Source organism: Bacteroidetes bacterium GWF2_43_63, assembly GCA_001769275.1.
Classification (GTDB): Bacteria; Bacteroidota; Bacteroidia; order Bacteroidales; family DTU049; genus GWF2-43-63.
This window is the reverse complement of the sequence record MEOQ01000043.1, coordinates 73,489-97,209: the sequence shown is the minus strand read 5'-3', so window position 1 is coordinate 97,209 and position 23,721 is coordinate 73,489. Positions and strand designations below refer to the sequence as shown.

The following is a 23,721-nucleotide window of genomic DNA, read 5'->3' as shown; positions in this document are numbered from 1 at the left end:
CTTTCCTCATAATCATCCAGAGCATAATAGGGATTGGGCACTACATTGATCATGTCGAGTGCATTTGTTGCCGTGGTTGGATCGTTAGTAACAGTAATCAGTGATGAAGTATTGAAGCTGTACATCGGATAGTTGCCGTTTTGCGGCGAGGCAGAACCGAAAGTAGAATAGTTTTTTGCATATTCTTTCGAAACGCGAATCCGAACGCGACATTCGTTGCCAAGCCATTGTTCACCATCGACTGATAGCGGAATGGAACACCACAAGGCACTGGCGAATGCATTGCGCAATGCGGTGCCGCTCTCCTGTCCGATCATGTAATAGAGCCAGGTTCCTTCGTCATAGGCAGGACAGTAAGTAACATCATCATTTAAATGTCCGAAAATATAAACAAAGTGTTTGCCTCCCAGAAGGGGCTTTCCGAGCGTTGTTTCAAGATTTGAGGTTGGATTGAACATCATGTCGTTTCCGTTTTCGGAGCCCAGCCAGCTGTCTTCGCCAAAAGCAATATTCAGTCGTTCGCCGGTTTCCACGTTGATGGCATATCCCGGGAACCAGCCCATGCCTTGTTCATGTCCGTCATAGATTGCTTCAGCAGTGAGTGTGTTTCCGTTTTTATCTACCGAAGCATGATGGCGAAGTGTGAGTTTTCTGGCATTTCCTTGTGCCAGCAGTTCGTCATCGCAGGTTTCGAGTACGGGGCAACGCGTCCATTTGCTTTTATCCGGAGTAAGAACAATATCAATGCTTGCGAGATTCGACATTTTATTTACAGTAGATAAAAACGGCGCAATAGTCATCAATGCCGGATTGTTTTCATCATACGAACTCAAGCGATATGGCGCCCAGGTGCCTGCAATGACTTTTTCATAATATTGTTGCGGGTCAATATATTGTCCGTTATACATATAATCTTCGTACATGCTGTTCTCGGAATCCTGAATGCCGCTTCGGATCCAGTTATATGCTGTTGGCCCATCGGCATCGGAAACACCTCCCAGCCAATTATTCGAAGGGTCTGAGTAAATGATATCGGCATACAGAAAACCGTTGCTTTTATGAGAAAGGTCTCCCGGATTTTTTCCGTTTGTAAAACATACAGCAATTCCAAGGTCGGTGAAGATCTGCTCAAATGGGCTGCTGATGTCATGATCAGAATACCAGGCCGCAACAAAATTGTCATTCATGTCATATTCTTCCAATATCCACGAGTAGGAATCGACCTCTCCGAGCCATGATGCATTTGTCGAGTCCAGTTTCAGAATATAGTTTGCAGCTTTGACATTCAGCGGATCGATTAATTTCACAGTCACCGGGCCAAATCCGGCCTCGTAGGTGAGCTCTTCGGAAAAACCATCCTCCATAATTTTTTGTCTGGATGCGGTATTTAGTTCAAGTATGTTTCCGCCGTTGCCCTGGCCCTCAATTCTAGTAATCATGGGCTGTGCTCCGTATGCTCCGTTTATAACTGTACCTCCGGATTCAGGCGCCGGTGCATGAGGAATTGCTGTGTAAACATCGATATTTTTGCGGCCGGATAAATAAGGTTTTTTTTGCCCGTTTGAAGACATAATGCCGGGAAACTGCGTTGCAGGGTCAGCGCTGTATTTCTCATATTCGTTGTACGCATAGGCCAAAACCAGGAAGTAATATTTTTTATGATTGACAAGTCGTTGGTTTTCGCCGCTTGCAAACATATCATCCAGTATGCGGAATGAATGCACAATGCCTTCATTGGCGCCTTCAACCTCTGTTTGCGGAACAAGCATGCCCATGTCATTTGAAAAAACATAATTAACCAGTGTTGAGGCATCGTTGTCAATGTCGCATTGGGCAACAAGTCTGGCCTTGTCCGGATTATATATGTCATCGACTGTTACGTTGATATCTTTTACCTGAAAAACCTGATATCCTTCGAAACGATAGAGAGAGTCGTAACTGTAACCCGATGGTGAAACGATGGAGGGATCAACTTCTTCGTACTTATCCTGGTAATTGTTACTGGTCACATGATTGGATAAATACAATATTACTTCCCGGTCGAGTTCCTGCGCAGAAATGTCCGGGGCATCCGGGCCGTCCAGGAGTCGGAAACAATTGTCGAAAAGCACCTGGCATTTATCATCGGCAACTTTCAGTAGTTCAAGCGAAGCGGCAGCACTACCAGCGCCAGCTCTGGCCCACGGAACACCCACGGTGAGATAATTAACTTCTCCCGGCTGCATGGTGAAAGGTCCCGCCGATTGCACTCCACGGCGGTCGTATGGCTGGTTTCCTGATGTTTCTTCTGTCCAGTTTTTCGGGCCATTTGGTGGAATTCCTCCGGTGCCGTAATCGCAGATGTCACTTTCTCCGGGAAACATATAGTTGCATTCCGGGCCATAGCCTCCGCTGATTATATGCCCGATGCCTCCGTAAATCATGCGAGAGCTGTCTTTCCAGATGCTACGCATGAAATTAAAGTAATCTATTGCATATCCAGGGTCTGTTTCCCACCATGCAACTGTTCCGATTCCTATGAATTTTATAAAATTGGTCATCCCATAACACTCATCATCAACAATACCGTTACCGAAATTGCTTCCATTTACAGCAGCATTGCAGTTTTCAAACCAGAGAGTTCCCAGGGAATCAACATGCTGCACAAATGCGCCGTTATCAATGCCATCGGGATCCATATAAGGCCCTTTCAGAAAATCGACTCCTGCTGCTGCGGGTTGATTTCCGTATCCAAAACTTCCGCCGCCATCCTCGTCAAAGTCATCTCCGTTGTAACAATAGCCGAGACCACGTAGCACGTCGCACCCAACGTAGTCATCGTTGCTGTAGCCAATTTCAAAGTCTGTGAAGAAGCCCAGATATGTTTCATATAAAGTTTGAGAGGAACGGTTAATGACTTCAAAGGAATAGAAAGTCATATTGTTTATTTCATCACCGGTAGCAAAAGCAAAGGCCTGTGCACGTACTTCAATACCAATAGCAGTACCTCCTGTTTCTGTATGGGTGTTTCCCTTGTCGTTGAATACCCACCACAACGTCTGATCACCTTTCAGTGCCTGGTCGAAAAGAACGCCACCGTTTGTTATTCCATAAATGTCTTCTGCAGTGGGATCCGGTCGGTGACAAAGATTGTTGTCGATGTCGTAGTATGGATAATCGCCGGAATAGGGATCATACTCGCCATTTTCGTTATAATCGTAAAATGGCGCCAGATAATGCGATTGGCCCAGGTTGGAGTTGCCGTGAGCGGGGTATGTGAAGAAATAGTTTGGGATATTGTAATTTGGAAATAAGGTTGGATTCTCGAAATGATTTATAAAATCGACCACGTCCTGCCGATAAATTGTTTTGATGAAATCATAATGCTGACAAGAACTGGCATCTGTTTCCGCAGTCCCGTCGATGGTAAGTGGCCCGGGCCAGAAGTCTTGTCCGTTTTGGCGGTAGCGTTGTGCGGCCACCTTTATATTGCCGTTCAAGTCAGTTCCACTTACCCACAAAGCTCCGGCAAACATAGAGTGTCTGTTTGAACCCTGTGGTACTTCATATGTAGCCAAGTCGGTTAAATCCCACCACATGTCACCGCCATTATTAATGCGGGCACGCACACCACCAATATTCAGCTCCGCCGATGCTGAAGCCGGCAGACAGTCAGCTGCGACTGACCTCAGATACTGCGTTTTGCCGGCATCAGGTCCGGGGTTATTTATGGATTTCTCACCGCAATTTGCAGTAGGACAGAAAAGCAGTGATGAAAGAGCTATTAGCAGAGCGGTTAAACGTGTATTCATGGCTATAATTTATAAACGACATTGTTGAAAAACCCCGGCAAAATACAAAATCTTTCGTCAAAATTGAAGTGACAATTTACAAGTTCAAAAAGAGAATGTCCTTTTTTAATTCGCCGGAGGTAAGTTTGTGTCAGTTTCCGGCGAAAACCATAAAAATTCGATAATAGGAATTCTTATTTCAAAAATCTCATACAGGCCGCGTAAAACTCCGCCGGTTTCTCCGCATGCAGCCAATGGCCAGCGTTTTCAATCGTGACAATTTCGCTTAGGGGAAAAAGCTCCGAAATAATTGCATGATGATTTTGTGTAATATAAGTACTGTTGCCGCCTCTGATAAATAGTGTTTCTTTGTTGAAACTGGATTTTTCACTGTTTTCACTGGCGCGGTCCCGATAACAATTTTCACTGTCGCGGATTTGTAATCCGTGACAGTGAAAATTATAAATTTTCTGCAGATTCTTTGTAATGCTTTCCAGATCAGGCTTCCATGAAAATTCAGAAGATCCTTGCACCGAAATATTTTTCAGGATCAATCCCTGCAGCATTTTGTCTGCGGTCGCATTTTGAATGACAAATTGTAATTCTTCGCGGCTATGAACCGCAGAGAGGTTTGTTTTGTTTAATGCCTGAACAATTTCATTGTCTTCGTCCATCGGGTAATCAACCGGGCTGATGTCACCGACAATGAGTTTATCCACTTTCTCCGGATGATTCAAAGCCAGTTGCATGGCCAGTTTTCCGCCCATACTGTGACCAAGGAGATTGCATGATTTTAATTGAAGATCACTCAGAAGCTCCATTATATCGGACTGCATGCACCTGTATGAAAAATCTTCAGCGTGCGGAGACTGGCCGTGATTGCGCAGATCAGGAACAACAACATGAAATTGTTCGGAAAATTGTTTGGCCAGCGGAATCCAATGATCGCTCATACCCAGCAGGCCGTGCAGAATTATAAGGGGCTGGCCTTGTCCGTATTCGCGGAAATAAAGTTTCATGCGGGTCGCAGCTGACGCAGATACATTTGAACGGTGTTCTCCAACCCAAAATATAGAGCGTCGCTGATGAGTGCATGACCGATGGAAACTTCAAGAAGTCCCGGAATATTTTCGGCGAAGAAACGGAGATTATGCAAATTCAGGTCGTGCCCGGCATTGAGTCCAAGCCCGGCTTTTCCGGCAGCCCGGGCGGCTTCGATAAATGATGCAATTGCTTTTTGTTTATCCTGTGGAAAATGGGTGGCATATGGCTCTGTGTAGAGCTCAAGCCGGTCGGTTCCTGTTTCTGCTGCTGCAAGAATATTCTCAGTGTCGGTATCAACAAAAATGGAAACACGGATTCCTTTTGAATGAAAGTCAGCAATCACTTTTTTCAGAAAATCCATGTTTTCTTTCACGAGCCATCCGGCATTCGAGGTGAGCGCGTCAGGCGGATCGGGCACCAGCGTGACCTGATCGGGCACCACATCGAGTACAAGTTTGAGAAAATCAGCCGAAGGATATCCCTCAATATTAAATTCCGTTGTCACCAGCGGTTTCAATGCATATACATCGGCATAGCGGATATGACGCTCGTCGGGTCTGGGATGAACAGTGATTCCCTGAGCTCCGAAGCGCTCACAGTCAACAGCAACCTGAAGTACATCCGGAACATTTCCACCCCGTGCATTTCGCAGCGTTGCGATCTTGTTTATATTAACACTTAGTCGCGTCATAGCAAGTTTTTTGCAAATTTAATACATTGCTGCCTGAAAAATTATATTTTTGTCCCGTATCTTTATCTATTATGAGCCTTTTTGCCGCCGATATAAATTTTTCTGCCATCCCCAGTGTGAAAACCAGCACATCTGCTTCTGAAGCTTTAACGCTTATGGAGGAGTATAAAATTACGCACCTGGCCATTGTCAATAATGAAGAGTACCTCGGATTAGTTTCAGAGGATGATTTGCTCGGACTAAACGATTTTGAACAACCCATTGGCAATATCAAGCTCATGACCCAAGGTGCATCGGTTAGCGAAAATGCTCATATTTTCGACATTCTGCGCACTATATATCAACACAAGCTTAGCCTGATTCCTGTTACCGGCAAAAACAACATACTTGCCGGTGTCATTCTTTCAGATTCGGTGCTGAGGGTGGTGGCTGAGCTCCTTTCCGTCAACAATCCAGGTGGTATTATCATCATTGAAATGAATGTCATTGACTATTCGCTCACCCAGATTTCGAATATTGTTGAATCGAACGATGCGCTTATCATTGCGTCCTTTGTTCGCACCATGCCTAATTCCACAATGATGCAGCTGGTGCTGAAAGTAAATAATTCCGATATCGGAAAAATTCTTCAGACGTTTACCCGTTATGAATACAATGTTGTTGCGTCTTTCGGCGAAGATATGATTGATGACATACTGCAGGATCGATATGAGTTGCTGATGAGATACCTCAATATGTGATATTTTGAAGATTCCATTTATTTTTTTTGTTTTTATAATTTCATTGGCTTCATTTGCCGGTTCAGACGATTCACTGTATATTGTCAGCAATATTTCTGTTTCAGGCAATGGTGTTACAAAGGAAAGCGTGATTTTTAGGGAAATTCCATTCACAACCGGAGATTCTTTGCTGATTAGTGACACTGCGAACCTGGCTCTGAAGGCCGAACAAAACCTTGTAAACACTTCGCTGTTCCATTTTGCTTCAGTCGTTTTCGGCGACAGTGGCTGCGTACACATTCAAGTGACAGAGCGCTGGTACATCTGGCCAACGCCTTATTTCAATATTGAGGAGAGAAACTTCAATGTGTGGCTGCGCAATATGTCGCTCGAAAAAGTCACTTACGGTCTGTATGTGTATCATGAAAATTTCCGTGGGCGCAAGGAGTACCTGAAACTTTTGTTGAAAACCGGTTATAATCAGATATATGGTTTATCGTATTCCAAGCCTTATCTCGACAAAAAACAAAACTGGGGAATTTCGGCCGCGGCCGGATTTGAGGCGTCGCATTCCATTTCATATTCAGTATCTGATCATGAGCCGGTTTCGCTCAAACTACCCGACAGCTATGCCTTTTCCGGACTTTTTACCTCAGCAGCGGCTACACGAAGGGTAGGGATGTACCAACTACACAAAATTTCGGTGATGTACGAATCGACCAGATTTGCTGATTCGTTGTTGCTGCTGAATCCGGATTATGCTCCCGCCAAGTCCTGGAGCCGATTTTCATTTAACTACCAATACCGCTACGATTTTCGCGACTTTAAAAATTATCCACTTAAAGGATGGTATGCTGATGCTGAAATAAATCTGGGTGGTATAGCGGGAATTTCTGAAAAAAACGATCAGGGCTTTTATTTTAAAAGCACTACGCGAAAATATTTCAAAATTTCAGGACCATTGTATTTTGCCACTGGCACAACAGTTTACTTGTCGCTGAACGAAGGAAAAACTTTTGCTTCCGCAGGTTTTATGGGTTATGGAAATGATTTTGTCCGTGGATTTCAATACCGGGTGATTCCGGCCCGGCATTTTTTAATCCATCGAAATAATCTTAAGTACAACATTCTGCAGCAAAGGGTCTTGAAGCTCCCGCTTATTCGCACCAGCAAGTTCAATCGCGTACCTATTGCGGTTTTTGCAAACATTTTTTTCGATCAGGGATGGTCGCAGCGCGGATTATTTTCTATCAGCAATAGTCTCGCTGGTGATTATCTTGCAGGTGCTGGTTTAGGTATTGACCTGGTGACTTACTACAACAAAGTTTTCCGTCTCGAATTTACAATGAACCGGTTTCGTGAAAAAGGCATATTTTTGCATTTCACAGCACCGGTATAATTTTTTACACCATGCGGATTTGTGTTTTTTTACGGAATTATTCCTCAGATTTCAACAACGAGATCCAGACGGTGCTTGATGTTGTTTCACAAACAAACGGTCAGGCAATCTTCTGTGGGCACATGCAAGCTCAGATCAGTGCTGCATTTTCGCTTCCATCGAATACAAAATTTCTTAAGCAGGATGAATCCGTGGCCGGAGTTGCCGATCTGGTTGTAAGTCTCGGCGGCGACGGCACAATACTGGAAACGGTGAATCTTATTCGCGACAGCGGCATTCCTGTTATGGGAGTTCATTTCGGCCGGCTTGGTTTTTTGTCAAATGTTCGCAAAGAGGATTTCCGTCTTGCTCTGGATGAATTCAGAAAAGGGAATTACACTCTTTCCGGCCGCACGGTGCTGGAGATTGATGACTGCGAACAGTTCTTTGGGAAAAAAATCTATGCCCTCAACGAAGTGTCGGTTCATAAAAGCAACGCCAGTTCTATGATCGCCATCAACACCTGGGTCAATGGCGATTTCATGAATAGTTACTGGTCCGACGGAATTATTTTGGCAACGCCAACAGGTTCAACAGCGTATTCCCTTAGTTGCGGAGGTCCGATTCTGGTTCCTGAAGCGGAAAATTTTATTCTTACTCCTATCGCGCCCCACAATCTTTCGGTCCGTCCAATCGTTATTTCCGACAAGGACGTCATCACTTTTATACCGGAAGGACGAACGGATACGTTTATACTTTCTCTTGATTCAAATCAGACTGTGTTAAATCGTGGACAAAAGGTATCGATTCGTAAAGCGCCATTTACCATCAATTTTGTACGCCTGCCCGCAGACAGCTTTTTTTGTGTCATCCGTGAAAAACTGATGTGGGGAGAGGATAAGCGCAATAAATGATTTTTTTATTTCAAGAGAATAATCAGTTTATTATTTACGTTTTTTTATTATCTTTGCCTCTTAATTGGGATTAAACCATTCACTATGAGAATCATCGGGCTCATATTATTTTTACTCGCCTTTCTGATCGCAGATACGGCTTCAGCCCAGCAATGGCGCCGTGAAAGGAAAGAATACGTTTTTGGGTTGGGCGCATCCAACTTTTTGGGTGACCTTGGAGGTGCCAACCAGATTGGCACAAATGGTATGCGCGACCTTGACTGGCCTGCAACCCGGCCGGGTACAAGCATTGGTTACCGTTACAGGACCGGAAAATCAAATTGCGTCAAGGGTATGATGCATTTTGCATATCTGAATGGTGATGACGCAAAAACCGAGGAATTATTCCGCCATAATAGAAATCTAAATTTCCGGACCCCAATCATTGAATTGAACGGACAGTTTGAATGGATGCTTACCCGGCAACGCGAAGGCCATCGTTACAAACTCCGCGGAGTTCAGGGGTGGAGAAACATCAATATTGAATCTTATGTATTTGTTGGAGTAGGCCTCATGTGGTTCAATCCGCAGGGTAAATACAACGGTGACTGGATTGCATTGAAACCGCTGAGTACAGAAGGTCAGGGACTTGTTGAAACACGCAAGCCGTACCACCGCGTACAACCAGTGGTTCCGATTGGGTTTGGCTTTAAATATGCCATCAGCCGTGAATGGTCAATCGGCCTTGAATATGGTATCCGCAAAACCTGGACTGATTATATCGACGATTGCAGCAGCACTTATTTCAACAACGATGAACTGGCTATAGAAAAAGGAGACATTGCTGCTTATATGGCCGACCCAAGTCTTGGTGAAGTATACGGCCAAACAGCCCCCAATATGCAGCGTGGAGACCCTACCGATCACGATACATACATGTTTGCTGAAATTACTTTCTATTACAAAATTCCGCGTGGCGGATTCTCAATTCCGAAATTCTGATTTTGAACAGAAAGACAACCATAAATTTACCTAATTTTGCAGCCGCCCATTCTTGCTCAGAATGGGTTGCTCATTTATATACTAATTGCTACAATTTCACGTTATTCCAGCAGAAATGAAACGGATTATTTTCTCTTTTCTGATTGTGGTTGCGGGCTTAAGCGGTTTTTCGCAGCAGCACGAGCTTGGAATAATGGGTGGCGTCTCTTATTACATTGGCGACCTGAACCCCTATGGGCATTTCATGCAGGCGAAGCCGGCTGCAGGGTTAATGTACCGTTATAATATGAATTCTCGTATGGCCATACGGTTACATGCCTTGTTCGGATCGCTTCAAGCGGCTGACAGCGTGATTCTGTATAACGAGAACCGAAACCTGAGCTTTCGTTCGCCCTTAATGGAATTTGGCGCACAGTATGAGTTGTCTTACTATAAATTTAAAATCGGGCACGATAAAGATTTCTTTACCCCTTATCTTTTTGTTGGAGCTTCGTTTTTCAAGTTCAATCCTCAAGGCAATTATAAAGGCGACTGGTACAATCTGCAGTCCCTCGGTACAGAGGGGCAGGGAACGACGGCATATCCTGATCGAAGTCCCTATAATCTGGCTGGATTTGCCATTCCTTTCGGAGTCGGATTTAAAGTAGGAATTGGCTCTTCAACGGTATTGGGAATTGAATGGGGCATGCGAAAAACTTTCACCGATTATATCGACGATGTGAGTACAACCTATGCCGATCCTACGGTTCTGATGTCACAGAATACTGAAGTAGCTGCTGCACTGGCCGATCCATCCGATGACAGCGAAATAGACAGGACCGGTTTTCAGCGCGGAAATTCAGCCACCAAAGACTGGTATTCTTTTGCCGGGCTTACACTGACATTTAAAATTAAAGACAAATCGGATTCATGCCCGGGAGGGAGCAAGCGCCGTGACAGTTTCAAAGCCAAATACCTCCGAATCCTGAAAAATGAATCCAGTATTTTATAAATCCGAATCTCAGTGACAAAACCTGTACAAAAAGATATCCCTCAGCATATTGCAATAATCATGGACGGAAACGGCCGCTGGGCGAAAGCGCGCGGACTTGACCGGGCTGAAGGTCACCGTCAGGGCGCTGAAACAGTCAAGACAATTGTAAAGGCGGCAGCAAAGTCCGGCGTAAAATTTCTAACGCTCTATGCTTTTTCAACCGAGAATTGGAAACGACCAAAGGAAGAAGTGGACGCTATTATGGATTTGCTGGTTTTTATGTTGGAGCGCGAGACTGAAGAACTGAACAAAAACGGAGTGCGGCTGCTGACAATTGGAGATATCAGCCGGCTGTCGGATGAGGCCAGAGCTTCGTTGCATAAATCGATTGATGTTACCGCTGGAAATAGCGTGCTGACTCTTGTTATAGCACTCAATTACGGCGCAAGGGATGAGATTCTGCGGGCTGTAATTAATATTTCAGAGGATGTTTCTGCTGGAAAAATATCTACAGCAGAAATTGATGAAAAACTTTTCGGAGGCTATCTGTATACTGCTGAAATACCCGATCCAGATCTCCTGATCAGGACTTCAGGCGAACAGCGGATTTCAAATTTTCTTTTGTGGCAGCTTGCCTATACTGAGCTGCATTTTACATCGGTTACCTGGCCCGATTTTAACGAAGACGAATTCAATAAGGCTCTTGTAACCTATTCGTCACGTGAACGTCGTTATGGAATGACAGGGGAACAAATTATTACGAATCAAGATAAAAAAGACTGAACATGTTCAAATCTCTGTGGTGCTGTCTGATACTGGTTTTACTGCATGTTGCTGTAAGCGCCCAAACTGATAAAATTATTGGTGTCGATTATCGAAACCCGCGTCCATACGAAATTGCTGGCATTACTGTCAGCGGCGAGTTTTTCGCAAGTGCCGACAATGTAATTTCTGTTTCCGGCTTGCGGGTCGGTCAATCCATAAAAGTTCCCGGCGAGGAAATCAGCAATGCGGTTGAAAAAGTGTATTCAAACGGAATGTTTGAACAGGTTATCATTTCTGTAACCGCCGTTCAGGGTAATTTTATTTACCTCGATATCTATCTTCAGGACCGTCCCAGGTTGTCGAAATACAGTATTTCCGGGATTGGTAAAAGTGAAGCTGATAATATCCGCGAAAAGCTGAAACTGGTGCGTGGTGATGTTGTTTCACAGCACACCCTCATGAATGCCAAGCGTGTTATTCGCTCACATTTTATTGATAAAGGTTTTTATAATGCGCAGGTCGAGGTCGCTCAAAAGCCCGACACGACTGCAGGTAATATGGTCACTATTGATTTTGGTATCAACCGTGGTAAAAAAATGAAGATTTCGGAAATCGCAGTCTCCGGCAATAGTCAGGTAGAGGAAAAAGTGATCCGGAAAACAATGAAGGAAACCAAAGAAAAGAAGTTTTATCATGTTTTCAAAGCTTCAAAATACATTGGGTCCGAATTCGAAAAAGACAAATCTGCTATAATTGCAAAATACAAAGAGCTTGGGTATCGCGACATTTCAATAGTAAGCGATACAATTGTAATAGAGAATGAAAAGGAACTTTCGATCGGTTTAAAAATAGATGAAGGCCCAAAATACTATTTTGGCGACATCGCATGGGTGGGCAACAGCAAGTATTCCGATAAACAGCTGATCGAAATTTTGGGTTTGAAGCGTGGTGATGTGTATAACCAGACAATTCTGGAGAGCAATCTTTTCTATAACCTGAGCGGCCGCGATATATCATCGCTGTATATGGACGATGGCTACCTGTTCTTTTCTGTAACTCCTGTTGAGAAAAGCGTTATCGGTGATACCATCAACCTCGAAATTCAGATCTATGAAGGCAAACAAGCCACCATTAATAAGGTGACGCTGGTCGGAAACACCCGAACAAACGATCACGTAATTCTTCGTGAGATCAGAACAAAGCCGGGACAATTGTTCAATCGATCCGATATAATCCGCACCCAGCGCGAATTGGCGCAGCTCCGATATTTCAATAATGAGAAACTGGCCGTCAATCCAAAGCCAAATCCTACAGATGGCACCGTAGACATAGAATATGTTGTGGAAGAGACTTCCACCGACCAGTTCGAACTCTCAGGAGGCTGGGGTCTCGGCAGACTGGTTGGCACGCTTGGAGTGTCGTTCAACAACTTCTCCATGCGCAACATTTTCAACGGCGACAGTTATCGTCCACTTCCAACCGGCGATGGACAGAAACTCAGTATCCGTGGTCAGTCAAACGGGACTTATTATCAATCCTACAACATGTCGTTCACCGAACCATGGCTGGGTGGCAAGAAACCAAATGCACTGAGCATATCATTTTTTCATTCGGTGCAGACAAATGGGATTTCCAAAGCTGATGACGGGACCTACAATACCAGTGGTAAACTTCTTGAAAGAGAGGTGATGAATATTTCAGGTGCTTCCGTCGGTCTTGGAAAAAGGTTGAAATGGCCCGATGATTATTTTATGGAGTATTTCACTCTTTCCTATCAGTTTTACAATTTTGATGAATATTTCCAAACCTATTCTTTCACTTCGGGAAATGCCAACAACGTGAATTTTGGAATTGCATTGAGCCGCAGCTCATCATATGATCCCATTTTCCCGAAATCGGGCTCAGAGATTTCCGCTTCTGTAACTTTTACTCCGCCATATTCCTATTTTACCGACAAGGATTATACTACGGCTACTGACCAGGAAAAATTCAAATGGCTGGAGTATCATAAATGGAAATTCAACGCAACCCTCTACACTAAACTTTTCGGAGATCTGGTCCTTATGACAAGAACTAAGTTTGGTTTCCTGGGCATGTGGAACAAGGATGTTGGGTTGTCTCCATTCGAGCGCTTCTATTTGGGTGGCGACGGACTTTCGGGATTTGCACTTGACGGACGTGAGATTATTGGGATGCGTGGTTACGGGAATTCCGTGCTGACACCTCGCGATGGCTCCAATGCATCCATTGGTGGGACTATTTACAGCAAATATACCATGGAGCTGCGCTATCCGATATCGACCAATCCAATGGCAACTATTTATCTGCTATCGTTTCTTGAGGCCGGCAATACCTGGCTGAAATTCGAGGAATTTGATCCCTTTGCAGTTAAACGAAGTGGCGGACTTGGCGTAAGAATTTACTTACCTATGTTTGGTTTGCTGGGTCTCGATTATGGCATACCTTTTGACAACGTGCCCGGAATTCAGAGTAAATGGGAGGGACAATTCCACTTCTCAATCAACTCTTCAATTGATTAATACAACGTTCAAATAAAAGTCGGAGGAACTCAACTATGAAAACCAGAATCTTTTTTTTCGCTGCTCTGTTACTTGCATCGATGTTTGTTAGTGCTCAGAAGTTTGCTTATGTCGACACCCAGTATATCCTTGAAAACATTCCGGATTACCAGACCGCTCAGAACTCACTTGATGAAATGAGCCTGGAATGGCAGAAGGAACTTGAGGTTAAATTTGCCGAAATCGACAAGCTTTACAAATCGTATCAGTCAGAATCTTTTTTACTTTCTGAGGATATGAAAACAAAAAGACAGAACGAAATTATTGCTAAGGAAAAGGAAGCCAAAGATCTGCAGAAAAAATATTTCGGAACAGAAGGCGACCTTTACAAAAAACGCCAGGAGCTAGTAAAACCCATTCAGGAAAAAGTGTATAATGCCATTGAAGAACTTGCAGAAGAAGGTACTTTTGCTGTAATTTTCGACCGCGCCGGCAACACTACACTCATTTACGCCAGCGAAAAACACGATAAAAGCGATGAAGTTCTGGCAAAGCTGGGCTACAAAGCGGGCGGACTGAATACAAATGAATAAATCTTTTAACTTTGCACAAAATTCCATTTTATGAAAAACGTATTTGTTTTGTTCTTTTCTCTGCTGCTGCTTGTAAATGTTCAGTCGCTTCAGGCTCAGGTAAAATTAAAACTTGGGCATATCAATACCAACGAACTAATGGCTGAAATGCCTGGTCGTGATTCTGCTCAGAAAGTGTTGCAGGAATATGCAAAAAGTCTTGAAGACCAGTTGACGCTTATGAACAATGAGTTTCAGACCAAATATCAGGACTACATGACCAACGAGACAAGCTTTCTGGAACCCATCAAAGAAATGAAACAGAAAGAATTGCTTGATCTGCAGACCCGCATTGACGATTTTAAAACACAGGCACAAGAACTCTTGTCTAAAAAAGAAGCAGAACTAGTTCAGCCCCTGATTGATAAAGCCAAAAAAGCCATTGACGAAGTAGCAGTGGAAAAAGGCTATAATTACGTATTTGACACTGGCACAGGTGCTCTGATTTATTATCAGGACTCCGATGATATTATGCCGTTTGTGAAAGCAAAACTGGGAATGCTGTAATTATCAGAATCGCATAAAAAAAGGCTGCTTTTTCAGGCAGCCTTTTTTTATGTCTGGAAATTCAATTTTTCCATTTCAAGCTACCCATCAGTGTATCGAGATCTTCTTTGACGCGTTGAATGATGGGCGCAATGGAATCGTTATTTGGAATGTGATTAAAATATACTGCACCACGCAAATAATGCTTTGTGCTGTCGGTGAGATAAAACTGATAAGGCGAAGCTGAGTTGGAGCCTTCGATGTCGTAAATCAGCCCGTAAACATTGTTTTCGACATGAGAGACACGAATTTCCTTTATTTCATTGGCTTTGGCGATGTGCTTATTGGCAAACTCCCTGGCATCTTCGGTAAGTTGGTAGAGATTCCCGTTTATTGTTTTGTAGCTGAAATTTACTGACCCGTTGTAGGTTGGAAAAATCAGATTGAACCAAATTGATCCCGGCTCATTGCCTTCAATAGAAACGATTTGAGCGGTTTCAGGAATCCTGCATGTGAAAGGATAGACGGAATCGAAGGTTACATATTTTTTTTCAGGCAGATCGATGCGAAAAAACCCGCGTGATTTTGGATAGTACGAATCGCTGCTATTACCGCATGAAGCAATGGTGATCGAAGCAATCACAAAAATAACTGCGCTAAGATTCCTGATTGGTTTCATTTATTTTCACTTTTACGTTTCCGATGCGGTGTTTGCTCATCGATAAAACGGTAAATTCAACATTTTTGTATACAACTGTCTGGTTTTTCACCGGGAAATTGCCATGAATACTGAGAATGATTCCGCCCAGTGTTTCCACCTCGCCTTCATATCTATCGAACAGGTCACTTTCAAGACCGGCTATACGGGTGAAATCGTGGATTGGAATTTTTGCATCAAAAACATACTCATATTCGCTAACTTTTCTGGCCAGGATCTGGTCACTGTCGGCGTCATGTTCATCGTTTATTTCGCCAACAATTTCTTCCAACACATCTTCGAGAGAGACAATCCCGCTGGTGCCGCCATATTCATCTACGACCACAGCCAGATGCGTTTTTTGAGTCTGAAAATCAACCAGCAGCTGTGAGATTTTCATGTTTTCAGGAACAAACATTGCCTGACGTATATGTTTTTGCCAGTTGTAATCTTTCTCACCGTTGCGGAAAGCTGGCAGCAGGTCTTTGATGTAAATAACGCCTTTGATGTCGTCGAGGCTGGTGCCGTAGGCGGGGTAGCGCGAGTAACCGGCTTCGAGCATTTTGTCCATGACATCTGAAAAGGATGTTTCGAAGCGGATGGAGGCAACATCTATCCGTGCCCGCATAATTTCCTTGACTTCGAGATCACCAAATTTAATGATGCCCTGAATCAGCTGTTTTTCCATTATTTCTTCGTCTTCGACTTCGGAATTTTCAATAGCATCCGAAATATCGCTGATGGAGATCATGTCTTTACGCGAAATACGACTTTCGTGGCGGGCAAATGAAAAACCAAGCACTCCCCGGAGCATTGAAAACAATGATATGGCTGGAACCATGATGAAAAAACTGGATTGAAATGCTTTTTGTTCATTGCAGTTACTGAACAAACCGGGTACTATTTCGCCGAAAACCCAGATCAAAACCCAGACAGAAACAAGGGCCAGTAAAGATCGGAGATAAAATGAAGTATCGGGCAAATAAATCTGGCCGGCTATGAAAACGCCGATGGTGAGCAGAATTATTAAGGTGTATTTCAATATTGAAAAAGCAACCAAAACAGGGGCAGGCTTATCCAGAAAACCGTCAGTCCGGTAGTCCGAAGGGGTAGGAGATTCGATTTCGTCAAGAAATTCGGTTGTAATCCTAATAAACGCTGATTCTGCAATTCTCAGAAATGCAAAGAGAATGAGAATGATTGACGAAGGAATGATAAGAAACAGAATTGATTCCATTTTGTTAGTGACAGATACAGACCATTAGCATATTGCAAATGTCAGAAAGGAAGGTCATCGTTTCCGTTGTTTAATGGGGTATTCAGTGGATCACTTCCTGAATCTGCGGAGGTATTTGTGTTGGTGATTTCAGTTCCGCCATCCTGAGCTGAGCGAGTGCCAAGCATGGAAAAATTGTCGAGGGTGATTTCTGTAAATCGTTTTTTTACTCCGTCTTTGTCGGTATATTCACGATATTGGATGCGCCCTTCAACGAAAAGCGGACTACCTCTGCGAACGTATTTTTCAATCACTTCGGCCTGAGGTCCCCAGACAGCAATGTTATGCCATTCGGTCACAGATTGCTCGGCCCCTGCTTTATCGCGATATTTTTCAGTTGTAGCGAGAGAAAATGAGGCTTTTTTCCGGCCACCTTCAAAAATTTTTACTTCCGGGTCTTTCCCTACATTCCCAATCAAAATAACTTTATTGATGCTTCTCATCTTACTTTTTTTACAAAGATACAAAATAGATGGTTATTTATTCTTTGATTTCTGTGAATGCTCCAGATACAGCTGAATCAGCCGGTGGACAGGCATGGACGAAACCCTGGAAACCGGAATTTTAATCCAGTGTGGCGGCACCTTATTTTTGAACACAGTTTCGTAAAATGATGCATGAATCATCCGATGAGTCAAAACATGATTGGCCGAATAAACAAGTTTTGACTGCTCAAAGGGAAAATCAGTCGGAAATATCGGTTCAACTGTGTTTACCGAAGCTTCTGATTCAGCTGATTCACGACAGGGAAACTCGTACAGACCTTTCCATATTTTTTCATTTTCCCGCTGCACCATATACAATGAATCCTTTTTATCATTACTGAAAACGACGTAGTAGTTAATAAAAACTGAGGGTTTTGTTTTAGTGACTGCTTTGACCGGATACTTTTCAGTAGTTCCCGTTTTAAATGCGCAGCAGTATTTGTTGACCGGACAACCAGAACAATCCGGATTAGCGGGTGTGCAGACCAAAGCCCCCAGTTCCATCAACGCCTGGTTGAAATCTGAAGGATTGAAATGATGAATCTGTTGATTCAGGTCTTCCTGAATTTCGTTGGTCAGACCAGTTTTATCAAGCGGGATTCCGATGCATCGCAGGCGGCTGATTACTCTTTTTACGTTGCCATCAACCACGGGGCAGGGCAGCCCAAAAGCAATGGAAGCGATTGCTGCTGCAGTGTAGGGGCCAATTCCAGGTAGTTCGAGCAGCTTGTTATAGTCGTTTGGAAGCTTCCCGCTGTATTTTTCAGCAATTATTGCGGCAGCTTTCAAAATGTTGTGCGCTCTGGAATAATATCCCAGCCCCTGCCAAATATTCAGAAAATCTTTTTCACCGGCTTTCGAAAGCGAAATAAAATCGGGATATTTATCGATTATACTATTATAATAGCTAATTCCCTGATCAATCCGGGTTTGCTGAAATACAATTTCGGATATGTAAATATGGTACGGATTGGCTGTTTCGCGCCATGGCAATGGTCTTTTATTCTGTGAATACCAATTTACGAGTAGTTTGAAAAGACTTTTATCAGCGCATGAATTCATAAGTGCAAATTTGAGAAATCCTGGAAAATAATCTTGCATGTGCAAAAAAAATTCTATATTTGCACCCCCAAACACCTACTAAGGCGTTAATTTTAAACAACATAATTATGACAAAGGCTGACATTGTTGCTGAAATCTCGAATCGGACTGGAATTGAAAAAATTACTGCTCAGAGTGCAGTTGAGACATTTATGGACGTTGTGAAGAATGCAATGGAAAATGGTGACAACGTGTATTTGAGAGGTTTCGGCAGTTTCATTATCAAGCACCGCAAACAGAAAACAGGAAGAAATATCTCCAAGAAAGTTTCCATCATCATCCCGGCTCATAATATCCCTGCATTTAAGCCTGCAAAGACTTTTGTGGAAAGTGTGAAAAAAGGAAAAAAATAATTTAAAAATACTGCTCTATGCCAAGTGGAAAGAAGAGAAAACGTCACAAAATGGCGACACACAAAAGGAAGAAAAGACTGCGTAAAAACAGGCACAAAAAGAAAAAATAGCTTCCAGGCTTTCTTTTGCGGGTTTTCCGCATAAGTAGTTCAATACATGAACAAGGAACTAATCATTGATGCCGCTTCGGGAGAAGTGCAGATTGCCCTTATTGAAAATAAGCGGTTGGTCGAATTACACGCCGAACGTGGAACCCACGACTTCGGTGTAGGCGACTTCTATCTTGGAAAAATCAAAAAGATTATTTCAGGATTGAATGCCGCTTTTGTTGATGTCGGCTACGAAAAAGATGCATTTCTCCATTATCTCGATCTGGGACCTCAGGTAAAAACCCTGATTAAATATCAGAAAGAGATAATGGCCGGAAGTCAGGTTTCTGTTGAAACGTATAAGCAGGAGCCCGATATCGAAAAAACCGGGAAAATAACCAATGTTATCAGTACGGGTGCCAGCATTCTGGTTCAGGTTGCCAAGGAACCTATTTCATCCAAAGGTCCGAGGATAACTACCGAACTCAGCATGCCCGGCCGCTATCTGGTGCTGGTTCCTTTTTCAAAAAGGATTTCCATCAGTCACAAAATCAAAAATCTGAGCGAAAAAGCAAGACTTAAAAAAATTGCTTCAAGTTTGCAGCCGGTAAACTTTGGCATTATTGTCAGAACGGTTGCCGAAAACAGAAGTTTTGATGAACTCAAGGCTGATATGGATGATCTGGTAAGTCGCTGGAACAGCATGCTGCTGTCTTTACGCAGCGCCAAGCCTCCTGTGAAAATTCTGGGTGAACTCGACCGTTCATTCACAATAATGCGCGATTTGCTCAATGCGTCGTTCAACAGCATTATTGTCAATGACAACACAATGTACACCGAGCTCAGAAGTTATCTATCCAGCATTGCTCCTGACCAGATCGACATCGTGAAGTTGCATAAAGGCAAATCGACGGTTTTTGAAGCCACCGGTATTGACAAACAGATCAAATCGTTGTTTGGACAGAAGGTAACGCTGAAATCAGGTGCCTATCTGATTATTGAACGCACCGAAGCATTTCATGTGATTGACGTAAACAGCGGATACAAGGCTGACAGCGGAAAAGATCAGGAGCAGAATGCGCTGGCCGCCAATCTTGAAATGGCCGAGGAAGTTGCCAGGCAGCTTAGATTGCGCGATCTTGGTGGTATTATCGTAGTCGATTTCATCGACATGCACCAGGGAGCCAACCGCCGTAAGCTGTATGAGAAGTTGGTTGAAGAAATGTCGCACGACAGAGCCAAGCATACTATTTTGCCGCCAAGTAAATTTGGTCTGGTTCAGATCACACGGCAGCGCGTAAGACCAGAGACTCACGTCGAAGTTCTCGAAAAATGTCCTGTTTGCAATGGAACCGGCGAAATCAAAGCCCATTCTCTTATCATTGATGAGATTGAAAACACAATTACATTTCTTGCGAACGAACAGAATGAGAAGGTTCTGGTTCTATATACGTCGCCTTTTATTTATGCTTATCTCACCCAGGGCTTTTTCAAAAACATTGCAAAAACCTGGAAGAAAAAGCTTCGCTGTAAACTGAAAATAGAGCCGGCCAGCAATTATCATGTGCTGGAATATCACGTCTTCAACGCCAGAAGCGAAGAGATTACCATTTAAATTTTTAAGGTGGAAAGTAATATTCCCGGATTTCTGATTAATCAGATGATGCCGAAACTCGAGAAGTATTGCGCTTTTCAGGAGCGTTGTGTTTCGGAAGTAAAGACAAAGCTGACCAGACTAAATGTCCCCAGGGAGTATTGGGAATCGCTGCTAACGCACCTACAGGAAAATGGTTTTGTGAATGAGGAGCGATTTACAGAATTGTTTGTGCGCAGCAAAATCAGGCAGAAAGGCTGGGGACCGGTGAAGATTAGAATGGAACTCAGAAAGAAAAGCATTGCTGATAGCATGATTGATAATTATCTTTCGGATTTCCAGCCCGAAGATCAGAATGAGTTGCTCCTTAGCTGGCTTCGAAAAAAGCTGAAGACTTTAACAAAGGATGAACCACTGAAACAGCGCGAAAAACTGGTCCGTTTCGGAATTTCTAAAGGATTTGAAACAGGAAAGGTCTTCGACGCCGTGAACAAAATAATAAAGGCCCAACCTGAAGATTGAGCCTTTTAAAAATCAGCAAATATTTTTTATCGCAGCGTGATGGTGCACTGGCCGAGTTCGTGATCATCGGCAAAGACAGCAATGTGGTATTTTCCTACGGGGAGATCAATGTTGTCGCGCGGATAATCAATACAAACTGAAGATGATTTCTGAGTGTAGTTGATAACTGTTTTTGAGGTGTATTGAATGCGCTGTCCCTGATAAATGAATGAATAACTGCCTTGAGTGAGAATAATATTATCGGGACGGGCAATGCGCACATAAACGTCCTTCTGGCCTGCAGACACCAGCGGATTTTCGCCGATGGTCAGACAAACACGAATGAGTTCAACTTTGCGAGCACGATCAGTAATTGATTCCTTGGTGCCTGATTTCATATTATAGCCGGTTGCTGTAACATTATATCCTTTCAGGTATGCAGCATCGTTGATTTTTGTTGAAAGATCATCCTTTTCTTTAGTGAGATCGTCGGCTTTTTTATTCGCATTGTCCAGATCACCTTTTATTTTTGTGTTTTCGTTCGTTAGCGACTGGTTCACCCGATAGAGACTGTCAATCTGACCAACATATCCCTGCGTGATTTGCCTGAGCGCGTCGAGTTTTTTCTTGATGCGACGGTAATCAGCCTGAGAATTGATCAGCGTTTCAATTTCCTTGGCCTGTGACAAAATGGTGCTGTCTTTTGAGGTAAGCTGATCGCTCAGATAGCCATATTCTTTCTTGATTTTATCATGTTCAGCCATCAGGGAGTCAAGTTCAACCTGTAACTCTTCGGACATTTGAACCGATTTTTCCTTTTCAAGAACGACGGTATCGACGCTTGATTTTGTGGTGAAAAGAAGAACAGCAAGTATTGCTATGATGATTAATTGCAGCCCTATGATGATCTTATAGGTTCTGCTTTTTTTCTGCTGGGAATCTGTGTTTTCCATAAAACGTTGTACTAGTGAAATGAAGTGCAAATTTATTACTTTTGAACGAAAAATAGGCAAATTTATTTGATACATGATTTTTGGCTCACTCCTTCAGTTGTTTTACCCTGATTTATGCTGTGGTTGCGGTGAAAGTCTCATGCGTGGTGAAAAGACCATTTGTCTTTCCTGTCTATCAAAAATTGCGAAAACAGATTATCATACCTACAGCGACAATCCAGTGGCTCAGCTCTTTTTCGGGAAGCTGCAAATTGAAAATGCAACGGCCATGTGTTTTTACGATAAAGGCGGATTGATACAGCATATGATGCATCAGCTGAAATATAAAAACCGACCCGAGGTCGGCGTTTATTTTGGTCGCCGGCTTGGAAAAATGCTTGCAGAATCGGCTCTATATGCCAATATTGATGCGGTTATCCCAATTCCCTTGCATCCAAAAAAGCAGAGAATTCGTGGTTATAATCAAAGTAAAGTGATTGCCGATGGGTTCATTCAGGGCTTTCCGACTGAGATTATTGAAGATGTGCTTGTTCGCGTTGAATTTACTGAGACACAGACAAAGAAAAATCGTTGGGACCGCTATCAGAATGTGAAAGACATGTTTGCTGTCAGAAATCCCGAAAAGATTCAGGGAAAACACGTGCTGCTGGTCGATGATGTGATTACAACCGGTGCGACCATTGAGGCCTGCGCCAAACATCTGCTGGCGGTCGAAGGCGTTCGCCTGAGCATTGCCGGAATTGCTTCGCCTGCGAAATAATGAAGTGAAATAACGTGCCTATTATTGGTTGGTAGCTAACCAAACAACAGCTTCTTCAAAAACAATATTCCATCGTCCGACAGAGACAAAGGATCGGGAGGATATGGAATCGTTGTTTTTGTAGTTATTACGACGATTCCATATTCCGGCCGAGGTGGCTATAATAAATTCCAAACGGCCGGAACGATGGAATATCGTAATTGTTTCATTTTTGTGTAAAACAAAAAAGCCACTCCTAAAAAAGAGTGGCTTTTAGTCTCCCGGGGGGGATTCGAACCCCCGACCCATTGATTAAGAGTCAATTGCTCTACCAGCTGAGCTACCAAGAGTTTGTAAGTGCAAAAGTAATTATAAAATAGGCATAAGGCCTAATTTGCCGCATGATTTTTTTTACTGCAATCCTTATCTTTGCAGCATGAATGAGAAAAAAGACATTAAATCAGTTGCCATTTTCTGCGGCTCTTCAGTTGGTGCCGATAAGAGATACTCCGAAGCGACCGAAGAACTGGTGCGGGTGCTGCATGCACACGGAATATCCATTATTTATGGAGCTGGCTGTACCGGTTTGATGGGAGTTGTTGCCGAAGAGGCATTGCGACTGAAAATGCATATCACCGGCGTGGTTCCATCTTTTTTTATGTCGGAGAATGTTGTTCACAACGGGCTCTCAGAGCTGATTGTAACGGATTCGATGGCAACACGCAAAAATGTCATTCTTGAAAAATCCGATGCATGTATCGCACTACCAGGCGGATTCGGAACTTTTGATGAATTGTTTGAAGTCGCGACCGCTGTGCAGCTTGGATTACAGATGAAACCCATCGGATTGCTCAATACAAAAAATTATTACGATCCCTTGCTTGCAATGATGCAGAATGCGGTGCGAGAAAAATTTGTGCGCGAAGATCACCTTAAAGCCATTGTTTCGGACGTTGACGCCGAAAAGCTTTTTGAAAAATTGATTAATATCGATTATCAGGCGCCTGCCAACTGGATTGAGAAATTGATTGAGCGGAATAGTTTTTAATCACAAAAAAGCA

Annotated in this window: 22 protein-coding genes and 1 tRNA gene; 14 read left to right on the top strand and 9 right to left on the bottom strand. The window is 43.3% G+C overall.

Features of this window, described 5'->3' with window-relative positions; genetic code table 11:
* From A2W93_16015 to A2W93_16005, 3 genes are all read right to left on the bottom strand, one after another.
* Positions 1-3,791: hypothetical protein (locus tag A2W93_16015; GenBank protein OFY53172.1), on the bottom strand; the 3,791-nt coding region annotated here is incomplete at its 3' end.
* A 173-nt stretch (positions 3,792-3,964) separates the two neighbouring features.
* On the bottom strand, positions 3,965-4,789 hold the full coding sequence (locus tag A2W93_16010) for a hypothetical protein (protein ID OFY53171.1): 825 nt from the start codon (positions 4,787-4,789) through the stop codon (positions 3,965-3,967).
* The gene (locus A2W93_16005; protein ID OFY53170.1) at positions 4,786-5,505 is read right to left on the bottom strand and encodes a pyridoxine 5'-phosphate synthase; all 720 of its coding nucleotides are present in this window, start codon (positions 5,503-5,505) and stop codon (positions 4,786-4,788) included. Before A2W93_16005 ends, A2W93_16010 begins: the two co-directional genes overlap by 4 nt.
* A 71-nt stretch (positions 5,506-5,576) precedes the next feature.
* Between A2W93_16005 and A2W93_16000 the strand changes: the two genes are divergently transcribed.
* From A2W93_16000 to A2W93_15960, 9 genes are all read left to right on the top strand, one after another.
* Entirely contained in the window at positions 5,577-6,245 is a 669-nt protein-coding gene (locus A2W93_16000) for a hypothetical protein (protein ID OFY53169.1), read from the top strand.
* Between the two features lie 4 nt (positions 6,246-6,249).
* Entirely contained in the window at positions 6,250-7,623 is a 1,374-nt protein-coding gene (locus A2W93_15995) for a hypothetical protein (GenBank protein OFY53168.1), read from the top strand.
* 11 nt (positions 7,624-7,634) lie between these two features.
* Positions 7,635-8,516 carry an NAD kinase gene (locus A2W93_15990; GenBank protein OFY53167.1) on the top strand — a complete coding sequence of 294 codons (882 nt, stop codon included), beginning with the start codon at positions 7,635-7,637 and terminating at the stop codon, positions 8,514-8,516.
* 84 nt (positions 8,517-8,600) lie between these two features.
* On the top strand, positions 8,601-9,497 hold the full coding sequence (locus A2W93_15985; protein ID OFY53166.1) for a hypothetical protein: 897 nt from the start codon (positions 8,601-8,603) through the stop codon (positions 9,495-9,497).
* A gap of 115 nt (positions 9,498-9,612) precedes the next feature.
* Positions 9,613-10,488, top strand: a complete 876-nt coding sequence (locus A2W93_15980; protein OFY53165.1) for a hypothetical protein — start codon at positions 9,613-9,615, stop codon at positions 10,486-10,488.
* Between the two features lie 6 nt (positions 10,489-10,494).
* Complete coding sequence (locus tag A2W93_15975) at positions 10,495-11,253, top strand: di-trans,poly-cis-decaprenylcistransferase (protein OFY53164.1); 759 nt, start codon at positions 10,495-10,497, stop codon at positions 11,251-11,253.
* A gap of 2 nt (positions 11,254-11,255) precedes the next feature.
* On the top strand, positions 11,256-13,775 hold the full coding sequence (locus A2W93_15970; GenBank protein OFY53163.1) for an outer membrane protein assembly factor BamA: 2,520 nt from the start codon (positions 11,256-11,258) through the stop codon (positions 13,773-13,775).
* Positions 13,776-13,810: 35 nt separating this feature from the next.
* A complete protein-coding gene (locus tag A2W93_15965) occupies positions 13,811-14,347 on the top strand; it encodes a hypothetical protein (GenBank protein OFY53162.1) in 537 nt (178 codons plus the stop codon).
* Positions 14,348-14,377: 30 nt separating this feature from the next.
* Positions 14,378-14,893 carry a hypothetical protein gene (locus A2W93_15960; GenBank protein OFY53161.1) on the top strand — a complete coding sequence of 172 codons (516 nt, stop codon included), beginning with the start codon at positions 14,378-14,380 and terminating at the stop codon, positions 14,891-14,893.
* Positions 14,894-14,954: 61 nt separating this feature from the next.
* Here A2W93_15960 and A2W93_15955 read toward each other — a convergent pair whose 3' ends face one another.
* Genes A2W93_15955 through A2W93_15940 form a run of 4 tightly spaced genes read right to left on the bottom strand, consistent with a single transcriptional unit; the run spans position 14,955 to position 18,431 of the window.
* Positions 14,955-15,551 (bottom strand): hypothetical protein, encoded by a 597-nt coding sequence (locus A2W93_15955; protein ID OFY53160.1) that lies wholly within the window; start codon positions 15,549-15,551, stop codon positions 14,955-14,957.
* Positions 15,529-16,806 carry a hypothetical protein gene (locus tag A2W93_15950; protein OFY53159.1) on the bottom strand — a complete coding sequence of 426 codons (1,278 nt, stop codon included), beginning with the start codon at positions 16,804-16,806 and terminating at the stop codon, positions 15,529-15,531. The genes A2W93_15955 and A2W93_15950 overlap by 23 nt, the downstream gene beginning before the upstream one ends.
* A 41-nt stretch (positions 16,807-16,847) precedes the next feature.
* A complete protein-coding gene (locus tag A2W93_15945; protein ID OFY53158.1) occupies positions 16,848-17,288 on the bottom strand; it encodes a single-stranded DNA-binding protein in 441 nt (146 codons plus the stop codon).
* Between the two features lie 33 nt (positions 17,289-17,321).
* Complete coding sequence (locus tag A2W93_15940) at positions 17,322-18,431, bottom strand: A/G-specific adenine glycosylase (protein ID OFY53157.1); 1,110 nt, start codon at positions 18,429-18,431, stop codon at positions 17,322-17,324.
* A gap of 68 nt (positions 18,432-18,499) precedes the next feature.
* On the opposite strand from A2W93_15940, the gene A2W93_15935 reads away from it, so the two are divergent.
* The 3 genes from A2W93_15935 to A2W93_15925 all read left to right on the top strand — a co-directional run bounded on the left by A2W93_15935 (position 18,500) and on the right by A2W93_15925 (position 20,989).
* Positions 18,500-18,784 (top strand): integration host factor subunit beta, encoded by a 285-nt coding sequence (locus A2W93_15935; GenBank protein OFY53156.1) that lies wholly within the window; start codon positions 18,500-18,502, stop codon positions 18,782-18,784.
* Between the two features lie 156 nt (positions 18,785-18,940).
* Positions 18,941-20,488 (top strand): ribonuclease G, encoded by a 1,548-nt coding sequence (locus A2W93_15930; protein ID OFY53155.1) that lies wholly within the window; start codon positions 18,941-18,943, stop codon positions 20,486-20,488.
* Between the two features lie 9 nt (positions 20,489-20,497).
* Complete coding sequence (locus A2W93_15925) at positions 20,498-20,989, top strand: hypothetical protein (protein ID OFY53154.1); 492 nt, start codon at positions 20,498-20,500, stop codon at positions 20,987-20,989.
* Positions 20,990-21,015: 26 nt separating this feature from the next.
* On the opposite strand, the gene A2W93_15920 is transcribed toward A2W93_15925, so the two are convergent.
* A complete protein-coding gene (locus tag A2W93_15920) occupies positions 21,016-21,921 on the bottom strand; it encodes a hypothetical protein (protein ID OFY53153.1) in 906 nt (301 codons plus the stop codon).
* Positions 21,922-21,994: 73 nt separating this feature from the next.
* On the opposite strand from A2W93_15920, the gene A2W93_15915 reads away from it, so the two are divergent.
* Entirely contained in the window at positions 21,995-22,681 is a 687-nt protein-coding gene (locus A2W93_15915; protein OFY53152.1) for a hypothetical protein, read from the top strand.
* Between the two features lie 253 nt (positions 22,682-22,934).
* On the opposite strand, the gene A2W93_15910 is transcribed toward A2W93_15915, so the two are convergent.
* Positions 22,935-23,010 (bottom strand) — tRNA-Lys (locus A2W93_15910).
* Positions 23,011-23,114: 104 nt separating this feature from the next.
* On the opposite strand from A2W93_15910, the gene A2W93_15905 reads away from it, so the two are divergent.
* Positions 23,115-23,708: a Rossman fold protein, TIGR00730 family gene (locus A2W93_15905; protein OFY53176.1), complete on the top strand. Its 594-nt coding sequence runs from the start codon at positions 23,115-23,117 to the stop codon at positions 23,706-23,708.
* The last annotated feature ends 13 nt before the right edge of the window (positions 23,709-23,721 follow it).